We start from the raw sequence: 19,491 nt of genomic DNA, 5'->3' as shown, positions 1-19,491 counted from the left end.
CGATGAAACACGCACTCTCGGTCTTCGCCGCGTCCCTGGTCTGCATGAACTCCCCTGCCGGTGCCGAAGACGCGCCCACCTACCCCGGCCCGCAGGAGGCGCTCGATGCGCTCGTCGGCGCTCTTTCCGACGGATCTGCCGGCGGCGTGGTTGCCGCACTCGGCCCGGGTGTCTCTGGCCTGCTTCGCCCCGATGGCGATCCTGAACGCGCACAGGACTGGGCGGAAATGCTGATCGCCTATCGCGAAGGCTATCTCTTCGTGCCACTCGCGGACGGCCGCGCCGAGATCGTGCTCGGCGCAGATGACTGGCCATTTCCGATTGAACTGGTACGCGGCGATAGCGGCTGGAGTTTCGACATTGAATCCGGGCTCGACGAAATCGCGGCACGGGAAATCGGGCTGAACGAGCTCGACGTCATCGACGCCCTGCACGCTTACGTGGAGATCCAGAGCGCCTACCGGCAGGTGGATCACGACGGCGACGGCGTGATGGAATTCGCTTCGCATGTGATTTCGACCGAGGGAACGCGCGATGGCCTCTATTGGCCCGGCGGCGACAGCCCTATCGGCGATCTGGCGGCGCGCGCGAGCTTCGACGGATATGCTGACGGCGAGGGCGACCTCGATCCCGAACCTTACCTCGGCTACGTCTTCCGCCTGCTCAACGCGCAGGGGCCTGCGGCGCAAGGCGGCGAAATGAGCTACATGATCAACGGCAACCAGGTGGCCGGGCACGCACTTCTTGCGGTTCCCGCGGACTACGGGGTGACCGGGGTCATGACCTTCATGGTTGGCGAAAACGGCCGGGTCTTCGAAGCGGATTTGGGAGATGACACCCTCGCCGTGGCGGCCGATATCACGACCTTCGACCCCGATGAGCGCTGGACGGAAACCGAAGGGGAATGAGCCTATGAACCGATGGGATCGTATCGCCGAACGCCGGATGCGACGGGCGGGCGCCGATGGCACGCTGTCGGGACTGCCGGGCGAAGGAAAGCCGTTGCCCGAACGCCCAGAGGCGGCAATGGTCGACACCGGTACGGCAGTGGGTCACAGGATCATGGCGGAGGCTGGCGCCTTGCCACGCGAGATCGTTCTGAAGAAAGAAATTCAAGACTTGCAGAAACGCTACGCCGCCGAAACGAACCCCGCGGCGCGAAAAGCTCTCATGGCAGAGATGGCGCAAGTCCAGATGAGGCTTGGCATGGAACAGGAGGCGCGCCGGGCGTTTTTCCGGTAGCCGTCAGCTACGCCGCGCGGCCTCGATCGCGGCGACGTCGATCTTTCGCATCTCCATCATTGCCTCGAAAACGCGCCGTGCTTCCTCGCCGCCGGCTGCGAGCGCCTCTGTCAGGACGCGCGGTGTGATCTGCCACGAGATGCCCCACCGATCCTTGCACCAGCCGCAAGCGCTTTCCTGGCCGCCATTGTCGACAATGGCGTTCCAGTACCGGTCCGTCTCCTCCTGGCTGTCGGTCGCGATCTGGAACGAAAAGGCTTCGCTGTGCGAGAAGGTCGGCCCGCCGTTGAGGCCGAGACAGGGAATGCCCGCAACGGTGAAATCGACCGTCAGAACGTCCCCCGCCTTGCCCGACGGATAATCGGCAGGTGCCCGGTGGACGGCGTGAACGTAGCTGTCTGGAAAGATCTCCGAATAAAAGCGGGCCGCCGCTTCGGCCTCCGTGTCGTACCAGACGCAGATCGTGTTCTTGGCGATTGTCATTGCCTTTCCTCCATCGGCGTCATCCGGACCCGCCTGCCCGGGCAGGCCAACAGACTACCACATCCGACAGCATCCCGCGCGCAGCATCTGGCCTCCGCCATTGACATCGCCAGCCGGCGGGCGCATGAGGCCCGCACACATATTTCCTGCAACCGGGCGTTCCGTGGGCGCCAAACCGACGAGGAGAGCGGCATGGCCAAAGACCAGTCCCTGATTTCCCTCACATTCCCCGATGGCGCGAGCCGAGACTTCCCGCAGGGCACGACGCCCGCCGAGGTCGCCGCCGCTATTTCCACTTCGCTGGGCAAGAAGGCCATTTCCGCCACCGTCGACGGCGCGCATTGGGATCTGCAATGGCCCATCGAGGCCGATGCCGCCATCGCCATCAACACGATGAAGGATGAGGCCCCGGCGCTGGAACTGATCCGTCATGACCTCGCGCATATCATGGCGCGGGCCGTCCAGGAGATCTGGCCGGATATCAAGGTCACCATCGGGCCGGTCATCAAGGACGGCTGGTATTACGATTTCGACCGCGAAGAGCCTTTCACGCCGGAGGATCTCGGCCAGATCGAGACGCGGATGAAGGAGATCATCAATCGCCGCGATCCGGTGACCACCGAGGTATGGGAGCGCGACCGGGCGGTGAGGTTCTACGAGGCCAATAACGAGCCCTACAAGGTGGAGCTGATCGAGGCCATTCCGGGCGACGAGCCGATCCGGATGTATTGGCACGGCCATTGGCAGGATCTCTGCCGTGGCCCGCATCTGCAGCACACGGGCCAGGTTCCGGCGGATGCCTTCAAGCTGATGAAGGTGGCGGGTGCCTATTGGCGCGGCGACAGTAACCGGCCGATGTTGCAGCGGATCTATGGCGTCGCGTTCCAGAACCGGCAGCAACTCAAGGACTACCTGACCTTTCTCGAGGAAGCCGAGAAGCGCGATCACCGGCGGCTCGGCCGCGAGATGGAGCTCTTCCACTTCCAGGAAGAAGCGCCGGGCATGGTGTTCTGGCACCCGAACGGCTGGACGATCTATCGCGAGATGGAAGATTACATGCGGCGCAAGCTGGACCGCGCCGGCTATCGCGAGATCAAGACGCCGCAGGTGGTCGACCGCAAGCTCTGGGAAGCCTCGGGCCACTGGGACAAGTATCGCGAGAACATGTTCATCACCGAGATCGACGAGGAACATGCCAACGAAAAGCGGACGAACGCGCTCAAGCCCATGAACTGCCCCTGCCACGTGCAGGTGTTCAACCAGGGCATCAAGAGCTATCGCGACCTGCCCCTCAGGCTGGCCGAGTTCGGCTCCTGCCACCGCTACGAGGCGCATGGCGCCTTGCACGGTCTCATGCGGGTGCGCGGCTTCACCCAGGACGATGCGCATATCTTCTGCACCGAGGACCAGATCGAGAGCGAGTGCGCCGCCTTCATCGACCTGCTGTCTGACATATACCGCGACACCGGATTCTCGAAATTCGACATCAAGCTCTCGACGCGGCCCGAGGTGCGCGTCGGGTCCGACGAGGTCTGGGACAAGGCCGAAGCGGCACTGGAAAAGGCGATCCTCAACGTGCGGAACGATTTTGAACTCGATCCGGGCGAAGGCGCCTTCTACGGGCCGAAGCTCGATTTCAAGCTGACCGACGCGATTGGCCGCGAATGGCAATGCGGCACCTTCCAGGCCGACTTCAACCTGCCCGAGCGGCTGGACGCGACCTACATTGGTGCGGATGGCGAGAAGCACCGCCCGGTAATGCTGCACCGCGCCATTCTCGGCTCTTTCGAGCGGTTCATCGGTATCCTGATCGAAAACTACGCGGGGCGGATGCCGCTCTGGCTGGCGCCCCGGCAGGTCGTGGTTGCCTCCATCGTCTCGGATGCCGACGATTTCGTGATGGAAGCGGTGAAGACCCTGCAGGACGCGGGCCTGCGCGCGGAGGCCGACATCCGAAACGAGAAAATCAACTACAAGGTACGCGAGCATTCCGTTGGCAAGGTGCCGGTGATCCTGGCCATTGGGCAGCGAGAGGTCGACGACCGAACCGTCACCGTACGGCGCTTGGGCGAAAAGCGTACGCAGACGATACCCCTCGATCAGATCGTCGCGGAACTGGCCAAGGAAGCGTTGCCGCCAGACCTGCAATAACCCTCTGTTCTTTCAACATAAACCAAACGGGCGGCGCGTGCCGCCCGTTTCGTTTCAAGTAGCGTAGAGGCTTATAGGAGAGGTGTTACCAGCGCAGTTTGCGCTGCCCGAGATACGCGCCCAAGGCGGTGACCAGCAGGATTCCGAGGCTGTACCAGACACCGTAGAAGAGTGGTGAATCCTCCACGCAGAAGAGCGAATAGAGTGCCGTCGCCAGTCCCGCCGCGCCCAGACCGGCAAGCGCACCACAACGCGCCGGCTGCACCGGAGCGCCCTGTCGCAAGGCCCGGATAAGCCCGCCGAGGATCGGCAACGAAAGCAACAGGATCGACGGCAGGCAGACGTGAATGGAATGGCCCACGAACAGCGGCAGGCGCTGCGCGGCGGGGGTCGTTGCAAAGGCCCAGACGAGGAGCGCGGCCACCGCCGCCGGAACGATCCAGACCAGTCGCTGCGCCATGCCAAACGATGCACCCGGTCGTGCGGCGCGGAGCGCAAGCAAACCGGCCATTGCACCCAGGAAAAGCGGCAGCAGGGTTTTGGCTAAGGACACGAGGTCGGAAAGCGCGTCGCCAAGCTCCGGCCGCGGGCCGTAGAACGCTGCGAAAACGGCGATGGACACCGCTGCGCCCATCGCCACGCCGGTCACCGCACGCTGTTCCAGCGAGGGGCCGTTCGCGGGAGCGGGGTCCGCGGCAAGGGTGGCAATCAGGTCTTCGGTCTTCATCTCTACATCTCGTCCTTCTCGTGGTCGGCCGCCGCCAGATGGCGCAGCCGGGTCATTGCGCGGTGATAGGCCACGCGTACCGCCCCCTCGCTCATTCCCATGCGAGTGCCGACCTCACCCGCGCTTTCCCCTTCCAGCCCGACCGCCCGCACGATGCTGGCGGAACGGTCATCGATCTTGCCCAGCAGGCGCGTCAGATCGCGCGCTGCCGTCGGGTCTCCCTGCCCTTCGTCCACCAGCCGGTCGGCATGTTCCCCGATCGGCACTTGCACCGGCCCGCGCCGCAGGCGGCGAAAGGCGTCGGCCGTCTTGTAACGCGCTATGGCATAGAGCCAGGGCGTCACCGGATCCGTTTCACGCCACGTATGGCGCTTCGCATGGATCGCAAGCAGGACTTCCTGAACGATGTCCTCGTTGCCACTGTCGTCGCCCGAACGCCCTCGCACGATAGTCCGAATTGCAGGCGCCACCTCGGTCAGGAACTCCGCATAGGCCACAGCGTCACCGCCGTTCGCCCTCCGCAGGAGCTCCCCCCACCGGTCGTTGCGATCCGTCATTTCCCCTCCATTCGCGCGGAACGGCAAAACGTTACAGCCGCCTCACGGGTTTGACCATTTCCATAACCAATTCGTGAGGTGCGTAACATCTTCCGCCAGACCACCGAACAGGAAAGCACGGACGCCACGACGGCGCCGATCAATTGGAGTATATTCATGAAACCGACCAACAAGACCATTCTCGCCACCGCCGTTGCAGCCGCCCTCGTCAGCGTCGGCGCCACCGGAATGGCCTCGGCCCAGGACGGCAAGGAAAAGTGCTTCGGCGTCTCCATGGCCGGACAGAACGATTGCGCCGCCGGTCCCGGCACCACCTGCGCCGGCACGTCCACCGTCGACTATCAGGGCAACGCCTGGAAGCTGGTCGACGCCGGCACCTGCGAGAGCATGGAATTGCCGGACGGCCGCATGGGTTCGCTCGAAGCTCTGGACCGCGATCTGCCGGCGTAAGGCGTCACCGACCCCGATGTGCCCGGCGAGACATTCGCCGGGCACGCCCATTCCGAAGCCCCGGAGACGACAGATGCTCGACACGACCGCCCGCAACACCCTGCCACTTGCCCCCGGCGTCGGCTACAAGCCGCAACATTTCACCGACATTCTGGAATCCCCCGGGCCGGTTCGCTGGCTGGAGATCCATGCGGAGAACTACATGGGCGATGGCGGCCGCCCGATCGCGCAAATTCGTCATCTCGCAGAGCGGTTTCCGATCTCGGTCCACGGTGTCGGCCTCTCGATCGGCGGCGAAGCGCCGCTCGACCCGGACCACCTTGCGCGGCTCGCGCGGCTCGTCGGTTGGTTGAATCCGGCGAGCTTCTCGGAACACCTCGCATGGTCGACGCATGACACCGAATTCCTGAACGACCTGCTTCCCCTGCCCTACACCGAGGAAACCCTCGCCCGCGTCTGCTCGCACATCGACCAGGTGCAGGAAGCCCTCGGACGCCAGATGCTGCTGGAAAATCCCTCGACCTACCTCGCCTTTGCCGAATCCGCGATGTCTGAGACGGATTTCCTTCGCGAGATTGCCCGCAGGACCGGTTGTGGCCTACTGCTCGACGTCAACAACGTCTTCGTTGCCACCACCAACCAGCAGACGGACCCGAACGCGTATATCGCGGAATTCCCGCTGGACCTGGTCGGCGAGATCCATCTTGGCGGCCATGACGAACAGGTCGACGAATACGGCGACCCTCTGCTCATCGACAGCCATGGCACCGAAGTCGTGGACCCCGTGTGGAAGCTCTATGCTGAAACGATATCCCTCATGGGTCCGCGTCCGACACTGATCGAGTGGGATACCGATGTGCCCGACTGGAGCGTCCTTGCCGCCGAGGCTGACCGGGCGGCCACGATCCTCGCACCCGCACGGAAGGCGGCCCTGCAATGAACGTGGATCAGCACGCTTTCCGATCCGCCATCCTCGACCCGACCGCACATGTACCGGACGGTCTGGTGGACCCCAAGGGCCGGGCGGCAGGAAAACGCTTTGATGTTTACCGCAACAACGTAATCGTGAGTCTGTCGAACGCGCTCGCAGAAGCGTTCCCGGCGATCCAAAAGCTGTTGGGCCCGAACAATTTCAGCATCCTTGCTGGCCATTTCGTGCGCGCCCATCCGCCGCGCTCGCCCCTCATCGCCCTCTATGGCGACGCGATGCCGGCCTTTCTGGAAACCTTCGAGCCCGTGCAGAAATTGGGCTACTTACCCGATGTGGCACGGCTGGAACTGGCGTTGCGGCAATCCTATCACGCAGCCGACAGCCAACCGGTAGACCCGGCGCTGCTCCAGCAGATTCCGCCGGATCGGTTGCCCGCAGCCCGCCTGATCCTTGCCCCCGCAATGCGCCTGGTTGCTTCCGACTGGCCGATCGCCGCCATCTGGAAATTCAACATGGCCAATGGGCCGAAACCCGCAATGCGGCCCGAAACCGCGCTCGTCACGCGCCCGGAATTCGACCCGGGCGTCGAGGCGCTCACCCCGGCCGGCGGCGCATTCGTGTCGGCACTGGCGGCGAGGCAAACGCTTGGCGATGCCCTCGCGACGGCAAGTGGCAGGGATCCCGCGTTCGATTTGATGCCCACACTCGGCGCCCTGATCGCCGGGGGCGCCATCACCGCAATCGAAGAGGAGTGAAACGATGACCGTCTCCGCAACCGAGACTGCAGGCAAAGACGCGCAGTCGAGAAAGGCGCAGGTCGCAGCCGCGCTCATTCGCCTCCACAACGGCGTGTTCGGTGCGCTTGACCGAGCCGTTTCGTCCTGGGCGATCCCCACAATGGCGCGGTTCGCCTTTGCAGCCGTGTTGCTGATGTACTTCTGGGCGTCTGCGAAAACGAAACTCGGCGATGGGATTTTCGGACTGTTTTCGCCTTCGACAGGGGCATACGCTCAGATCTTCCCAAAGAAGGCCGAGGCCGTGCTCTACGACGCCAGCCAGTTCTCGTTCCTCGAAAAACTCGTCATTCTTGCAGGCACCTGGGCGGAGTTCCTGCTTCCCCTCCTCATCGTCCTCGGCCTGTTCACCCGCCTGGCCGCCCTTGGCATGATCGGATTCGTCACCGTGCAGAGCCTGACGGACATCTACGGGCACAATGCCGATGCCACCACCATCGGAAGCTGGTTCGACCGTGCCTCGGATTCGCTCATCATGGATCAGCGCAGTTTCTGGATCTTCGTTCTCATCGTCCTTGTTTTGCGGGGTGCAGGACCGATCTCCATTGACCGCCTGATAGGCATCGATCGACCGTTGACGAAATGATTCGCCAAAGAGGGTTGTTTTATTTCACAACTCCGGCACCCTCTGACCTGTGACGATGCCACCTACGACTCACTGGCCATGCCACTGCGAGACTGATCGGCTCCGTGACCACGCCGCCGCAATTTCGCGGGCGGACTAAGATGAGACGAAGGAGACGCGGGATATGCCGACGGGCACCGTGAAATGGTTCAATACCACCAAGGGCTATGGTTTCATTGCCCCCGACGAAGGCGGCAAGGATGTGTTCGTGCACATCAGCGCCGTGGAACGCGCCGGCATGACCGGCCTCGCCGACAACATGAAGATCGCTTACGAACTACGTGAAGGCCGCGACGGCCGCTCTTCAGCGACAGACCTAAAAGCATTGTAAACAAGTAACTTTTCAAGATTAGCAGCCGCGCGAAACCCGGCGCGGCTGTCGTTCGCCCGCTTGCATTGCTGCATTGCAGCAATTGCGGGTTTCCCATGAGCGGAACCGTGCTATCTTCTCCCGCATAACGTTACTGGGAGGAGGCGCGGCCGTGTGGCTGATGCCCCCCAAAGGGTCCGCGTCTCCGAGCCCGATGAGCAGGAGACAGGAAAATGCCGAACCTGAAGGCCATACTGGCGTTGTACGAGGCGCATACGTTTTTTGCGCTTACAGGTGCATTGCCAGACGAAGCCGCCACGGCCGCCTGGGCGGAGCGCGACGTCGTGATTCGGCACTTCCTGAACCCCGCGGAGCGATCGGAGTACGACAACGGTTCCAGATCGTTGCACGCCGCACTTCAGAAAAAGGGTGATCAACGGTTCCGCGCCTGGGAACACGAGAATCCGGATATCTCAGCCGTTCTCCGCAAACGGGCAGAAGACAAGATCTTCGGACCGGTGAGTGTTCGCGAGACCGAAACGGCCTGACCTGCTGGCGGACTGAGGCGGGCGCGAGGCCGCGCCGTTACCCCTCACGCGGGTAAACTGGGCCGTCCCAATGCTCGCCCATCGCGACGATACAGGACTGTCCCGACGCATAGGTCATCACCAATGTCCAGTCCCCGGAGGCACCCGACCAGAGTTCCATAACCTGATCGGGGCCCCGGAGCCCCGTCCCCTGCTGAACCTCCCCGAATTGCCGTAACAGTTTTTCACGCATCTCGTCCGTGGGGGCGCAAATAACATCGGCAATCGGCGACCGGGCGATGGCTGGTGCCGTGGGAAGCAGGAAGGCGCAGATCAGGGTAACGAGGCGCACTGGAATCGGTCCTCAACTGTTGCAAGGCTAGAACTGTAACAGTCTTATGACGACGATCAAGGCGCGAATTCTATACCCTGGGTACCAATCCCTTCACAATTTCCACATTGCGCGCGCCTTCGCGTCCCACCCAAGGCTCACGGTCTCTCCCTCCTGGCAAACCGGGCGTTTCATCAGCGCCGGATGTTCCGCAAGCAATGCCGCCGCCGACGCGGCGCGCTCGGCCTCCGTCAGCCCGCGCCAGGTGGTGGAGCGGCGGTTGACCAGGGCCTCGCCGAACTCCGCCAGTAGCGGCGCCCATTCCTCCGTGGTCAGCGGCTCCTTGCGGACATCGCGGAACGTCACCGTGTAGCCGCCGGCCTCCAATGCTTTCTTCGCCTTTCGACAGGTGTCACAGGTTGGCAGGCCGTAGAGGATCATTGCGGTCTCCGGTGTCTATTCGTCGTTCGCTGCGTGCCACGACCCGCCCGTCGAGGCAAGCTCAGCCGATGGCCCGCGCCGCCAGCACGCCGCCCCACGCCGACACGCCGGTCAAAACCGCCCCCCAGGCCATGTCGACGAGTGTCATCGACAGGTGCCAATCCCGCATCACCGCATAGCTCGTCAATTCATACGTCCCGTAGGCCACCAACCCAAGCAGCGCGCCATTCAACAACGCAGCCGTCGGCGCATTCGCCCGCAGCGCCGGCAGGGAGACGAAGTACATGAGCCCGCCCATGTAGAGCAGATAGAAGGCCACCGCCGGCCCGAGCCGCAGATCGTCGAGCAGCCCCTCGCCCAGGTGGCGCTCAAAGAGCGGGCGCAAGACAGTGCTCAGCATCACCGCGTCGAGCGCGAGAAAGATCAGGCCGGTCGCCAGGAACAGGGTGAGAATGGTCATCGCTACCTCCTTTCGGCGACCTAGCGCCGGGATCTGGCGTGGCAAGGCAGTCTCGAAGGAGGGGGCCGCTAGCCGCGCATGCAATCTGCGCAGCGCGCCAGTGCCGGGTCGAGCGCCAGCCGGTCCGGCGCAATCGCCTCGCCGCAATCTGTGCAATAGCCGTATTCGCCATCGTCCAGCCGCTCCAGCGCCGCCCGGATGCGCAGCCGTTCCCCCGCCCGCCGCCGGGCCTGCGCCTGCGCCATCGCCTGATGCTGCAACGCATCCATGCGGGAGAGCCGGCCGGTGGACGTCTGGTCCAGATCCACCACGGCCCGCGCATGGGCGGAGGCCGCATCCTCGGCATCGAGGGCGGCAAGGCGGTCCATCAGGCGCTGGCGGATCTCGGCATCGGTCATGTCCGGAGGGTGGCAGGCCCCGCAGCGTTGCGCAAGCCGCCGCCCCGAGCACCGGAGCATCGCGCGGCGCGTTTACGCAACGCTAACGGATTGGGCGCTACACCGGGCAGGCAGCGGGGCGCGGGTAATCAGCTGGCTCCTGACCGTCACGCGCCCCGGCTGCAAATCCCCCACACGAGAGGCCGTCCGCCCCGGAGCGAGAAGGGCCGCACCCGCCCCTTTGGAGGGCGTCCGCCCCGCCCGAGGTCCGCGCTTTGTATCTAAAGCCCGCAGGACGCGCGTGCGGTGTGCCGCGTCGCCAAAGCGCCCTCCCGCGGGGCGGTTCGGGACGAACCAACCGTGCCCGCTCGATCTCAAACGCAACCAAGCGCGGGAAGGGCCGCGCCCGACCCTGGGTGGGCGTCCGCCCCGCCCGTGGTCGGCGCTTTATCTCGAAAGCCCGGATGACGCGCGTGCGGCGTGCCGCATCGCCAAAGCGCCCTCCCGGGGGGAGGGTCGGGCGCGGCCCGGGCTGGTCGCCCGGGCGGACCACTAGGTGATTAAACGCCCACGTCGAATCTTTCCACTTCCTATCTCTGTAAGCTCTGATATTAGCCTTTCAGCCTTTTCATCCAGCCATTTAATATAGGAAATTGATCTATTTTCACTGTGGTAACGCCTCATCTGTTGGGTGGATATCTCGGCATTGCACACTAAAAATAAATACATGAATTCAAGGTATTGAGAAAATCGTTCAGGCCCCAGGAGGACATAAAAATGGCCGGACTTGACGAGCGGAGAGATCGCCAAATAGTCAAACCTATGCATGGGAACGAACAAATTAGATTCTTCTAACTGACCACTACCAATGTCCTCTCGCAGCTCCGCCAACTTTTTTTACGGCATTGGCCTCCTTTATGTTGTGAGCAATTTCTGTCTTTAGCGCTTCGAAAGCCAGCTTCGCTTGCCGACGGCCAGAAAGCCAATTCAGGTAGTGCTGAATGAGCGCACCAGCCACGACGCCAAGAAACAGCCAAAAAAAGCGCTTAGGAACGCAGTAGAACTTGCGGCTGATGCGACAATACGAGGTACACTCGCCTCGGAATTCACCCCAGCAACCCCTCAAACTCCCGCCATTCCCCCTTGGACATCCCGGAGTTCTCCTGCGTCACCGCTTCCCCCTTCAGCATCCGTTTCACGCAGTCCAAGGCTTTCGCCGAGAGGTTCACCCCGCCCAGCCGGTAATCCTCGAAGGCGCCGTAGGCGGCGGGCACCCAGTCGGCGACGATCTTGCAGATGGTCTCGGCGTAGACGCGGATTTCGTATTGCGCGTGTTCGTCCGCCCGCAGGCGCAGGAAGTGGAAGAGGTTGTGCAGGTCCACCTTCCAGTACCATTGGGTGTAGACATTCGCCGGCAGGTTCATCCGCGCCAGTTCCCGCGCCAGCCCGGCCTGGCCCTCCTGGCTCAGCATTTCCTCGTAGTGATCGTAGGCGCGGCCGGCATCGCCCTTCAGGATCTCCAGCACCTTCGCGGCCTCGGCCCCTTCCAGTACCGCACCGCGGCCCTGGTTGTTCACGGTCGATTGCGCGGCGAGCTGTTCCGGCGCGGGGATGTAAAATTCCCGGTCGAGGATGGAGTAACGCGCCGAGTATTCGTTGACGTTGGCGGTGCGGTGGCGGATCCACTGGCGCGCCACGAAAACCGGCAGCTTCACATGCAACTTGACCTCGCACATCTCGAAGGGCGTGGAGTGCCAGTGCCGCATCAGGTAGCGGATCAAGCCGCTGTCGTCGCGGGACTTTTTCGTCCCCGCCCCGTAGGAGACGCGGGCCGCCTGGACGATGGCGGCATCGTCGCCCATGTAGTCGATGACCCGTACGAAACCGTGGTCGAGCACCTCGTATGCCGTGTAGAGATGCTTCTCCATGCCCGGCGCGGTTGCGCGCATCGTGGGCTGGCTTACCGACCGTTGGGCGGCGATTTCGGCGATCTGGTCTTCGGTCAGCGGCATGGGGCGATTCCCTTCTGTCTCGGTGGGGTGTTGCGCACACCATATCTATGGATCGCGGCGCAGAAAACCTCCATATGCGGTGGTGGACGCAGAAGAGTCACAGGTGGGGCGAATCGCGTATCGTCAATGGCTTGACAGTTGACTTGCCGGCCCGGGCTTGCGCACCATTGGGCAAAACGAACCGAGGCAGAGCAGTCCAATGACAAAGAACCTGGCGCTAATCCTAGCGCTGCTTGGTGTGCTTGCGGCATGCAGCGACGGCAGCGGCAGTAACCCTGTCTTCAACGGCGAGGATACCGCCGAAGATGGGGACGACGGCGACACCGGTGACGGTGACGACGGCGACGATACCGATGACGGTGACGACGGCGACGACACCGATGACGGCGACGACGGAAGCATCGACGGCGACAGCGATCTGCCGCCGGGCACCACGAGCCCCTCGGCCAAGAAGGGCATCATCCGCTACGAGGCCTATGACGAGGATGCCGGCACCGGATTTGCGCGGCAGGTCAGCTACGATTCCGACACCGACACCTTCCTGGTGAACAACCTCGGTTTCGACGGCACGGAAGCGACCCCCTACACCCGCGGCGTGGCCGTTGGCAGCCTCGGGCCCTTCGCGGTCTACGAGGCGGTGGACACGGTCGTCGACCCTCTCTCCGGCGAAGAGATCGAGCAGTTCCCGCACAAGGCGATCTACGGCGTGAGCCGGTCCGGCGCGACGCGGTTTGCGATCGTGCGGACTGGTGCCTACGTGGATTACGGGTATGGCGGCTTCATCTACGAGCGTGACGGGAGCGTCGTGCTGCCGACCGAAGGCCAGGCCACCTACGAGGGCGACTATGCCGGCCTGCGCGACTTCAACGGCCGCGACGGCGTGGAATACTCCACCGGTACGATGAATGTCGACATCGACTTCGAGGATTTCGACAACGGCGGCGCGGTGAAAGGCTACGTCACCGACCGCGCGATCTTCGACATCGACGGCAACGAAGTTACGCAAGACATCCTCGATGCACTTGCAGCCGATACCGGCTCCACGGTGACAGCCCTTCCGACCCTGATCTTCAAGGTTGGCCCGGGCCATCTGGACAAGAACGGCGAGATTGCGGGCGAGATCAACTCCTGGAAGCCGGGCACAGGCGACTCGCTGGAAGAGTTCGAGTCGGGCAACTACTACGCTGTGATCTCCGGGGACGACGCAGAGGAAATCGTCGGCGTGATCGTCGTCGAAAGCGAAGACCCCCGCTACGAAAGCGTGACCGTGCGAGAAACCGGTGGCTTTATCCTCAGCCGATAACGGGCAGCGCGGGCCCGGCACCCGCCGCTTGCTTTCCCTTCTTCTTGGCGCCTCCCTAGTTTTGGGGGGCGCCATTGCCGCTTCGGCGGAGCCGGTAACGCTGACCCCGCCGCAAATGCGGGCCGCCGCCAAGCTCTCCCTGCAGACCGGACAGCCGAACCAGGCTCTGCAACTGGCCGAAGCGCTGCTCAGTCGCGATCCTCAGGATATCGACGCGCTGATCCTGAAGTCGCAGGCGTTGCGCGACCTCGGCCGCTACGACGCCGCGCTCGACGCCGCGCGCGAGGCGTATGGTCTCGCCGATACCGACGAGGAGATCTTCGCGGCCGCGATGGTCCGGGCCCAGGCCTATGCGTCCAAGGGAGCACGCACGCGCTCGCAACTCTGGCTGCGCATGGCGGCGCAGTACGCACCCGACGAAGAGGCAAAGGCCATCGCGGCCCGAGACTACCGCTACGTGCGTGACCGGAACCCCTGGTCCACGAATCTCAGTTTCTCCGTCTCCCCGACGTCGAATGTGAACAACGGATCGGCCAATGACACGATCAGTTCGGGCGGCAACCAGGGCGCGATATCCGGAGATGCCCGCGCGCTTTCCGGGCTTCAGCTCACCAGCGGTCTGACCACGCGCTATCGCTTCTCGGAAGGCGAGCGGCACGAGACCTCCGCAGGCCTGCATCTCTTCGGCCAGACCTACGCGCTCTCGGACGACGCGCAGGCACAAGCACCGGATGCATCGGGAAGCGACTACGCCTATTCGTCCGTCGCCCTGGGCCTCGTTCACAAGTGGCGCGCCGACGACTGGAAAACGCCGCTGGAGTTCAATCTTCTGTCCGGGCGCAGTTGGTACGGCCTGGAGGATTACTCGCGCTATACCCGTGCAGGCATCGCGAAGCCCTTCGTCCTGAACAAGTCGACCATTCTTCGTCTCGACGCCGGCGCAGAAGGTTTCCGCCGCGTGACCGACGATGCCACGTCTCAGACACTCAGCGCCAACGCCACGCTTTTCCACGAGCTACAAAGCGGCGCCAGCCTGCGGCTCTCGATGGGGATCCTCGACACCAGTTCCCGAGAAAGGTCTCTGAAGCGAGACCGCATTCATGGCGGCGTCGGATACACGCTTGCCGAGCCAATCCATGGCGTCCGGATCACGTTTGAAGCGGATGTGCAGAAGACACGTTACCCCGAGTACCCGCAATACAGGCTGGGTGATCCGGTGACGATTGGCGACGACACGACCGTTCTTCCGATTTTCGAATACGAAACGAACCGAGAGGATCTTCGCGGGCGCCTCGCCATGCGGCTCTGGTTCGAAGAAATCGACTACTACGGGTTTTCACCGACCGTCACGATCAGCCATGCCGAGACACGCTCCAACCTGGACCGTTTCGACATCGTCGAGACAGGTGTGAACTTCGGCTTCCGCTCCGCGTTTTGACCATCGCCCTCCTCCGGGTCGATCCCGGTTGCCATGCGCGTGCCGCGCGCTAGTGTATCTTCACCGGAAACGCGAGGGAGACACGCGGTGGACGTGAAATATCTGCACACGATGGTGCGCGTCAAAGACCTGGAAAAATCCATAGCTTTCTTCGAGTTGCTCGGATTGGAGGAAACCCGCCGCACCGAGAGCGAGGGCGGCCGTTTCACGCTCGTGTTCATGTCGCCACCGGGCCAACCGGAGTGCCCTGTGGAACTGACGTACAATTGGGACGGCGACGAGGGCCTGCCCTCGGACAGCCGGCATTTCGGGCATCTCGCCTATGCGGTGGGGAACATCTACGAGATGTGCCAGCATCTGATGGACAATGGCGTAACCATCAACCGGCCACCGCGCGACGGGCGCATGGCTTTCGTGCGGTCGCCCGACAACATCTCAGTCGAACTGCTGCAGATGGGCGACGCGCTGGCGCCGGCCGAACCATGGACAAGCATGGAGAACACCGGTCACTGGTAAGGCTCTGACCCGGCTGGCCGGCGGGCTGGCCATCGCCGCCCTGTCGGCCCTGGCCGGCACGGCGCAGGCGTCGTGCAGGCTGTCGTTGCAACTGGCGCTCGACGTGTCCGGGTCCGTCGATGCGAGCGAGTACCGACTACAGATGGACGGGTTGGCGTGGGCGCTGGAAGAGCCCGAGGTACAGGCAGCGCTGCTCTCCATGCCCGCGGTGCCTGTCGTGCTCTCTGTCTACGAGTGGAGCGGACACGGCTACCAGCGTGTTCTGGTCGATTGGTGGACCATGCAGGCCGAGCGCGACGTCGCAGCTGTCGCAGATCTGCTGCGCGAAACCGCGCGGCGAGAAGCCCCCGTCAGCACTGCGATCGGGGCGGCATTACGGTTCGGCCAGGACCGCGCCGATGAGGGGCCCGATTGTGCAAGACGCGTCATCGACATCTCGGGAGACGGGCGCAACAACGATGGTCCGCGTCCGCAGGATGCCCGGCCGCATCTATCGGACATGCAAGTCAACGCTCTGGTCATCGGCCCCGGGTACAGCACGGCCTTCGGCGCAATGGCGGGCGAAACGCAGGGTTTGCTCCGCTACTTCCGGCATCACGTGATCTACGGCAGGGGCGCTTTCGTGGAACTGGCCGACGGTTACACTGCATTTGCGGAGGCGATGCGCCGCAAACTCATCCGGGAACTCGATGTTATCGTTCTGGGCAACATCGGTGCGCGAAACCGAAACACGACCACCTCGCGCCCCCCTGAGGGGACAACGGCCCCCGGATCAAGGAATGCCGCGCCCGGTCCAGAGGTCACAATATCCGTGCCAGACGTCACAAAACCCGTTCCGGGCATGACCGCAGTGTCGTCAGAGGTTCGAAGTGCCACCGCGCATCGACCATGATGCAGGGCACTTGGCCCCATTTTTGGTTGCCACCCGCTTCGCGACTCCGTTTTCAACGCAAACCCGTCCGATCACTCCTGAGTCATGCCGCGGTCGCCAAACGCCGGCGGGCTCCGCATCCGAGGCGGTGCTTTGACTATCCTCGTTGCAAGTACCCACGTGGCTGCCGACGAACAAAAAGCACGGCAATTGTCGCGCCTGCCCAAGGGCACGACAATTGCCGAGGGTCAAGCGGGCGCCCACTCAAGCCCGTCGACCTGCCGAACGCCATGTCGGCGCCCGGAAAAAACTTCAGTAAATGTAGCGGATCTGGTCCGTCCAGTAGCGCTCGACCCGGCGAAGCGACATGGTGATATCTTCCAGCCCTTCGAAGCCGATGACCTCGCGTTCGATCAAGCCCCGCGCGTGACGTTCGAACAATTCGTTCACGATGCCCCGAATGCCCCTGCCCTTTTCCGTCAGCCGCACACGAACGGCCCGGCGGTCGATCTCGCAACGCTGATGGTGCATGTAGCCCGTCTCCACCAGCTTCTTGAGATTGTAGGATACGTTGGACCCCTGGTAGTAGCCGCGCGTTTTCAATTCGCCGGCCGTTACCTCGTTGTCGCCGATATTGAATAGCAGCAGCGCCTGAACCGCATTGATGTCCAGGATACCGACCCGCTCGAACTCGTCCTTGATCACGTCCAGCAACAACCGGTGCAGCCGCTCCACCAATGCGAGCGTTTCCAGGTATCCGGACATGAACCCCTGTTCGTGGCCCGCACGCATGCTACTGTGAATACTCATATGGGCCTCCGCCTTGGCTTCTGCCCATGGTCCTACGCGACAATCTCCAAATAAGCCGTTAAACCAGATCGAAAAATGGCTCGATTGCGCTAGCTGGCGGCCCCGCTGTTACGTGCGTGTTCGGCGATCCGCGCGAACAACGCCGAATAGCGTTCCGGAACCGGGTCCTGGCCCGTGATCCAGCGAAGCATGTCCTGGTCGTTCTCGTGCAGAAGCAAATCATACAGGTCGAGATCGGCCTCCGACAGGCGTTCCAGCTCGTCGTCGCTGAACTTGCCCAAAACGAGGTCCATCTCCTTGATGCCGCGTCGCCAGGATCGCATGTGCAGGCGTTTCAGGCGGTCTACACGGTTTTCTTCGGTCATTCCTTTCCAGCCTCCAGCAACGCAACCCTGAGCATTTTCTCTACCCTCGCCAGACGGTCCGCCGCATCGTCGACCTCCGAGCGGATCTGCCGCATCTCCAGCAACAGCGAACGGACTTCGGGTACCAGTAAGGTCTGCTCCTCCGAAGGGCCTTCCAGGCCGTCGCCCTCGCCGTTCAGCAACCACATCAGCGACACGCCCAAGATGCCAGACAGCATCTGCAGCTTGTTCGCCCGCGGCTCGCTGAGATCGTTTTCCCACCCCCGCACGGTCTTGAGTTTCACGCCGAGGCGCTTGGCCATATCTGCCTGACTCATGCCAAGCGCTTCGCGCGCGCCGGCCACCCGGTCTCCGAAGGTCGCCCGTTCGGCGCTGTACCAGTCCGATGTATCGTCCATGCTGTTCTCCATGTCGTCGGTTAATCCTTGAACGCCTTCGAGCGCAAGCCTAAGAAGCGGCCGGACCATTTGTCACAATCAACCACCGGAGGCCGTACATGTCCTTTCTCTCCGCGACCCTCGACCGGGTGAAACCGTCGCCGACCATCGCTGTCACGACGCTTGCGAACGAGCTGAAAGCTGCTGGCAAGGACGTCATCGGCCTTGGCGCGGGCGAGCCGGACTTCGATACCCCCGACAACATCAAGGCCGCGGCGAAGGCGGCGATCGAGGCGGGCAAGACGAAATACACCGCGCCCGACGGCATTCCGGAGCTGAAGAAAGCGATCTGCGAGAAGTTCAAGCGCGACAACGGCTTGGATTACGAACCGGCACAGGTGAGCGTGGGAACCGGCGGCAAGCAGATCCTCTACAACGCCCTGATGGCAACGTTGAACCCCGGCGACGAGGTGGTCATCCCGGCGCCCTACTGGGTGAGCTATCCCGACATGGTGCTGCTGGCAGGCGGCGAGCCGGCGATTGCCGAGGCGGGCGCCGAGACTGCCTACAAGCTGACGCCGGAGGCGCTGGAAGCCGCGATCACGCCGAAGACCAAGTGGTTCATCTTCAACTCGCCGTCGAATCCGACCGGCGCGGCCTATACCCGCGCCGAGCTCAAGGCGCTGACCGACGTTCTCATGCGCCATCCGCAGGTCTGGGTGATGAGCGACGACATGTACGAGCATCTCGTCTACGACGATTTCGAGTTCACCACGCCTGCGCAGGTCGAGCCCGGCCTCTACGACCGCACGCTCACCTGTAACGGCGTGTCGAAAGCCTATGCGATGACCGGATGGCGGATCGGCTATGCCGCGGGGCCGCAGAAGCTCATCGCGGCGATGCGCAAGATCCAGTCGCAATCGACCTCCAACCCCTGCTCCATCAGCCAGTGGGCGGCGCTCGAAGCGCTGACCGGCACGCAGGATTTCATCCCGGTGAACAACGAGACGTTCAAACGCCGACGCGACCTCGTGGTGGAGATGCTGAACGCGATAGACGGCATCACCTGCCCGACCCCGGAAGGTGCCTTCTACGTCTATCCCTCCATCGAGGGCTGCATCGGCAAGAAGACCGCCGCCGGCACCGAGATCGACAGTGACGAGACCTTCGCCAAGGCGCTTCTGGAGGAAACCGGCGTCGCCGTGGTTTTCGGCGCAGCCTTCGGGCTCTCGCCCTGTTTCCGGGTGAGCTACGCCACTTCCGACGAGAACCTCAAGGAGGCCTGCGGCCGGATCCAGAGCTTCTGTGCCAGCCTCAACTGAATGGCCGCGCCGCCCGGCCCCGGGCGGCGTCCTGCGCCTTGCGTGCCTTTGACACTGTCGCGCCACGCACC

At 63.2% G+C, this 19,491-nt stretch carries 25 protein-coding genes; 14 read left to right on the top strand and 11 right to left on the bottom strand.

What is annotated here, in order from left to right; translation table 11 throughout:
• Positions 1 to 2 precede the first annotated feature (2 nt).
• Complete coding sequence (locus tag ARC39_RS06410; protein WP_068111842.1) at positions 3 to 908, top strand: DUF2950 family protein; 906 nt, start codon at positions 3 to 5, stop codon at positions 906 to 908.
• 4 nt (positions 909 to 912) lie between these two features.
• On the top strand, positions 913 to 1,242 hold the full coding sequence (locus ARC39_RS06405; protein WP_068111840.1) for a DnaJ family domain-containing protein: 330 nt from the start codon (positions 913 to 915) through the stop codon (positions 1,240 to 1,242).
• 3 nt (positions 1,243 to 1,245) lie between these two features.
• Here ARC39_RS06405 and ARC39_RS06400 read toward each other — a convergent pair whose 3' ends face one another.
• A complete protein-coding gene (locus tag ARC39_RS06400) occupies positions 1,246 to 1,725 on the bottom strand; it encodes a VOC family protein (RefSeq protein ID WP_068111837.1) in 480 nt (159 codons plus the stop codon).
• 192 nt (positions 1,726 to 1,917) lie between these two features.
• On the opposite strand from ARC39_RS06400, the gene thrS reads away from it, so the two are divergent.
• The gene (thrS, locus tag ARC39_RS06395; RefSeq protein WP_068111834.1) at positions 1,918 to 3,876 is read left to right on the top strand and encodes a threonine--tRNA ligase; all 1,959 of its coding nucleotides are present in this window, start codon (positions 1,918 to 1,920) and stop codon (positions 3,874 to 3,876) included.
• Positions 3,877 to 3,961: 85 nt separating this feature from the next.
• Here the strand turns inward: thrS and ARC39_RS06390 are convergent, their stop codons facing one another.
• Together ARC39_RS06390 and ARC39_RS06385 are read right to left on the bottom strand one after the other, a co-directional pair.
• Positions 3,962 to 4,603, bottom strand: a complete 642-nt coding sequence (locus ARC39_RS06390) for an NrsF family protein (protein ID WP_068111831.1) — start codon at positions 4,601 to 4,603, stop codon at positions 3,962 to 3,964.
• Between the two features lie 2 nt (positions 4,604 to 4,605).
• A complete protein-coding gene (locus tag ARC39_RS06385; protein WP_068111829.1) occupies positions 4,606 to 5,160 on the bottom strand; it encodes a sigma-70 family RNA polymerase sigma factor in 555 nt (184 codons plus the stop codon).
• A gap of 156 nt (positions 5,161 to 5,316) precedes the next feature.
• Between ARC39_RS06385 and ARC39_RS06380 the strand changes: the two genes are divergently transcribed.
• The 6 genes from ARC39_RS06380 (at position 5,317) to ARC39_RS06355 (ending at position 8,818) form a co-directional block, all read left to right on the top strand.
• Complete coding sequence (locus tag ARC39_RS06380) at positions 5,317 to 5,610, top strand: BufA1 family periplasmic bufferin-type metallophore (RefSeq protein ID WP_068111826.1); 294 nt, start codon at positions 5,317 to 5,319, stop codon at positions 5,608 to 5,610.
• A 73-nt stretch (positions 5,611 to 5,683) separates the two neighbouring features.
• Positions 5,684 to 6,550, top strand: a complete 867-nt coding sequence (gene bufB / locus ARC39_RS06375; protein ID WP_068111823.1) for an MNIO family bufferin maturase — start codon at positions 5,684 to 5,686, stop codon at positions 6,548 to 6,550.
• Positions 6,547 to 7,296 (top strand): HvfC/BufC N-terminal domain-containing protein, encoded by a 750-nt coding sequence (locus ARC39_RS06370; protein ID WP_068111820.1) that lies wholly within the window; start codon positions 6,547 to 6,549, stop codon positions 7,294 to 7,296. The genes bufB and ARC39_RS06370 overlap by 4 nt, the downstream gene beginning before the upstream one ends.
• Before the next feature lie 4 nt (positions 7,297 to 7,300).
• Positions 7,301 to 7,921 (top strand): DoxX family membrane protein, encoded by a 621-nt coding sequence (locus ARC39_RS06365; RefSeq protein WP_078059118.1) that lies wholly within the window; start codon positions 7,301 to 7,303, stop codon positions 7,919 to 7,921.
• Between the two features lie 163 nt (positions 7,922 to 8,084).
• On the top strand, positions 8,085 to 8,291 hold the full coding sequence (locus ARC39_RS06360; RefSeq protein WP_068111817.1) for a cold-shock protein: 207 nt from the start codon (positions 8,085 to 8,087) through the stop codon (positions 8,289 to 8,291).
• Positions 8,292 to 8,503: 212 nt separating this feature from the next.
• Positions 8,504 to 8,818, top strand: coding sequence for a hypothetical protein (locus ARC39_RS06355; RefSeq protein ID WP_068111814.1), 315 nt, complete (start codon positions 8,504 to 8,506; stop codon positions 8,816 to 8,818).
• Positions 8,819 to 8,855: 37 nt separating this feature from the next.
• Here the strand turns inward: ARC39_RS06355 and ARC39_RS06350 are convergent, their stop codons facing one another.
• From ARC39_RS06350 to thyX, 5 genes are all read right to left on the bottom strand, one after another.
• The gene (locus ARC39_RS06350; protein ID WP_068111810.1) at positions 8,856 to 9,149 is read right to left on the bottom strand and encodes a hypothetical protein; all 294 of its coding nucleotides are present in this window, start codon (positions 9,147 to 9,149) and stop codon (positions 8,856 to 8,858) included.
• 93 nt (positions 9,150 to 9,242) lie between these two features.
• Positions 9,243 to 9,569 (bottom strand): arsenate reductase family protein, encoded by a 327-nt coding sequence (locus ARC39_RS06345; protein WP_068111806.1) that lies wholly within the window; start codon positions 9,567 to 9,569, stop codon positions 9,243 to 9,245.
• A gap of 61 nt (positions 9,570 to 9,630) precedes the next feature.
• The gene (locus tag ARC39_RS06340) at positions 9,631 to 10,029 is read right to left on the bottom strand and encodes a DUF2177 family protein (RefSeq protein WP_068111803.1); all 399 of its coding nucleotides are present in this window, start codon (positions 10,027 to 10,029) and stop codon (positions 9,631 to 9,633) included.
• A 68-nt stretch (positions 10,030 to 10,097) separates the two neighbouring features.
• Positions 10,098 to 10,487 carry a TraR/DksA family transcriptional regulator gene (locus tag ARC39_RS06335; RefSeq protein ID WP_236545139.1) on the bottom strand — a complete coding sequence of 130 codons (390 nt, stop codon included), beginning with the start codon at positions 10,485 to 10,487 and terminating at the stop codon, positions 10,098 to 10,100.
• A gap of 1,025 nt (positions 10,488 to 11,512) precedes the next feature.
• Positions 11,513 to 12,418, bottom strand: a complete 906-nt coding sequence (gene thyX / locus ARC39_RS06330; protein WP_068111797.1) for an FAD-dependent thymidylate synthase — start codon at positions 12,416 to 12,418, stop codon at positions 11,513 to 11,515.
• A 199-nt stretch (positions 12,419 to 12,617) separates the two neighbouring features.
• Between thyX and ARC39_RS06325 the strand changes: the two genes are divergently transcribed.
• From ARC39_RS06325 to ARC39_RS06310, 4 genes are all read left to right on the top strand, one after another.
• Positions 12,618 to 13,721: a hypothetical protein gene (locus ARC39_RS06325; RefSeq protein ID WP_068111794.1), complete on the top strand. Its 1,104-nt coding sequence runs from the start codon at positions 12,618 to 12,620 to the stop codon at positions 13,719 to 13,721.
• The gene (locus ARC39_RS06320) at positions 13,699 to 15,159 is read left to right on the top strand and encodes a surface lipoprotein assembly modifier (protein WP_149866340.1); all 1,461 of its coding nucleotides are present in this window, start codon (positions 13,699 to 13,701) and stop codon (positions 15,157 to 15,159) included. The genes ARC39_RS06325 and ARC39_RS06320 overlap by 23 nt, the downstream gene beginning before the upstream one ends.
• A gap of 87 nt (positions 15,160 to 15,246) precedes the next feature.
• Positions 15,247 to 15,675 carry a VOC family protein gene (locus ARC39_RS06315; protein ID WP_068111787.1) on the top strand — a complete coding sequence of 143 codons (429 nt, stop codon included), beginning with the start codon at positions 15,247 to 15,249 and terminating at the stop codon, positions 15,673 to 15,675.
• 85 nt (positions 15,676 to 15,760) lie between these two features.
• Positions 15,761 to 16,567, top strand: coding sequence for a DUF1194 domain-containing protein (locus ARC39_RS06310; protein WP_236545138.1), 807 nt, complete (start codon positions 15,761 to 15,763; stop codon positions 16,565 to 16,567).
• Positions 16,568 to 16,858: 291 nt separating this feature from the next.
• Here ARC39_RS06310 and ARC39_RS06305 read toward each other — a convergent pair whose 3' ends face one another.
• From ARC39_RS06305 to ARC39_RS06295, 3 genes are all read right to left on the bottom strand, one after another.
• Positions 16,859 to 17,356 carry a MarR family winged helix-turn-helix transcriptional regulator gene (locus ARC39_RS06305; RefSeq protein ID WP_068111784.1) on the bottom strand — a complete coding sequence of 166 codons (498 nt, stop codon included), beginning with the start codon at positions 17,354 to 17,356 and terminating at the stop codon, positions 16,859 to 16,861.
• 89 nt (positions 17,357 to 17,445) lie between these two features.
• A complete protein-coding gene (locus ARC39_RS06300; protein ID WP_068111783.1) occupies positions 17,446 to 17,721 on the bottom strand; it encodes a succinate dehydrogenase assembly factor 2 in 276 nt (91 codons plus the stop codon).
• Positions 17,718 to 18,119 carry a helix-turn-helix domain-containing protein gene (locus tag ARC39_RS06295; RefSeq protein WP_068113162.1) on the bottom strand — a complete coding sequence of 134 codons (402 nt, stop codon included), beginning with the start codon at positions 18,117 to 18,119 and terminating at the stop codon, positions 17,718 to 17,720. Before ARC39_RS06295 ends, ARC39_RS06300 begins: the two co-directional genes overlap by 4 nt.
• A 98-nt stretch (positions 18,120 to 18,217) precedes the next feature.
• Between ARC39_RS06295 and ARC39_RS06290 the strand changes: the two genes are divergently transcribed.
• Entirely contained in the window at positions 18,218 to 19,420 is a 1,203-nt protein-coding gene (locus ARC39_RS06290; RefSeq protein WP_068111779.1) for a pyridoxal phosphate-dependent aminotransferase, read from the top strand.
• The last annotated feature ends 71 nt before the right edge of the window (positions 19,421 to 19,491 follow it).

The sequence above is a fragment of the Tropicimonas marinistellae genome (genome assembly GCF_001509585.1).
GTDB classification, from domain to species: Bacteria; Pseudomonadota; Alphaproteobacteria; order Rhodobacterales; family Rhodobacteraceae; genus Tropicimonas; species Tropicimonas marinistellae.
This window is presented reverse-complemented; position numbering and strand designations above follow the sequence as displayed.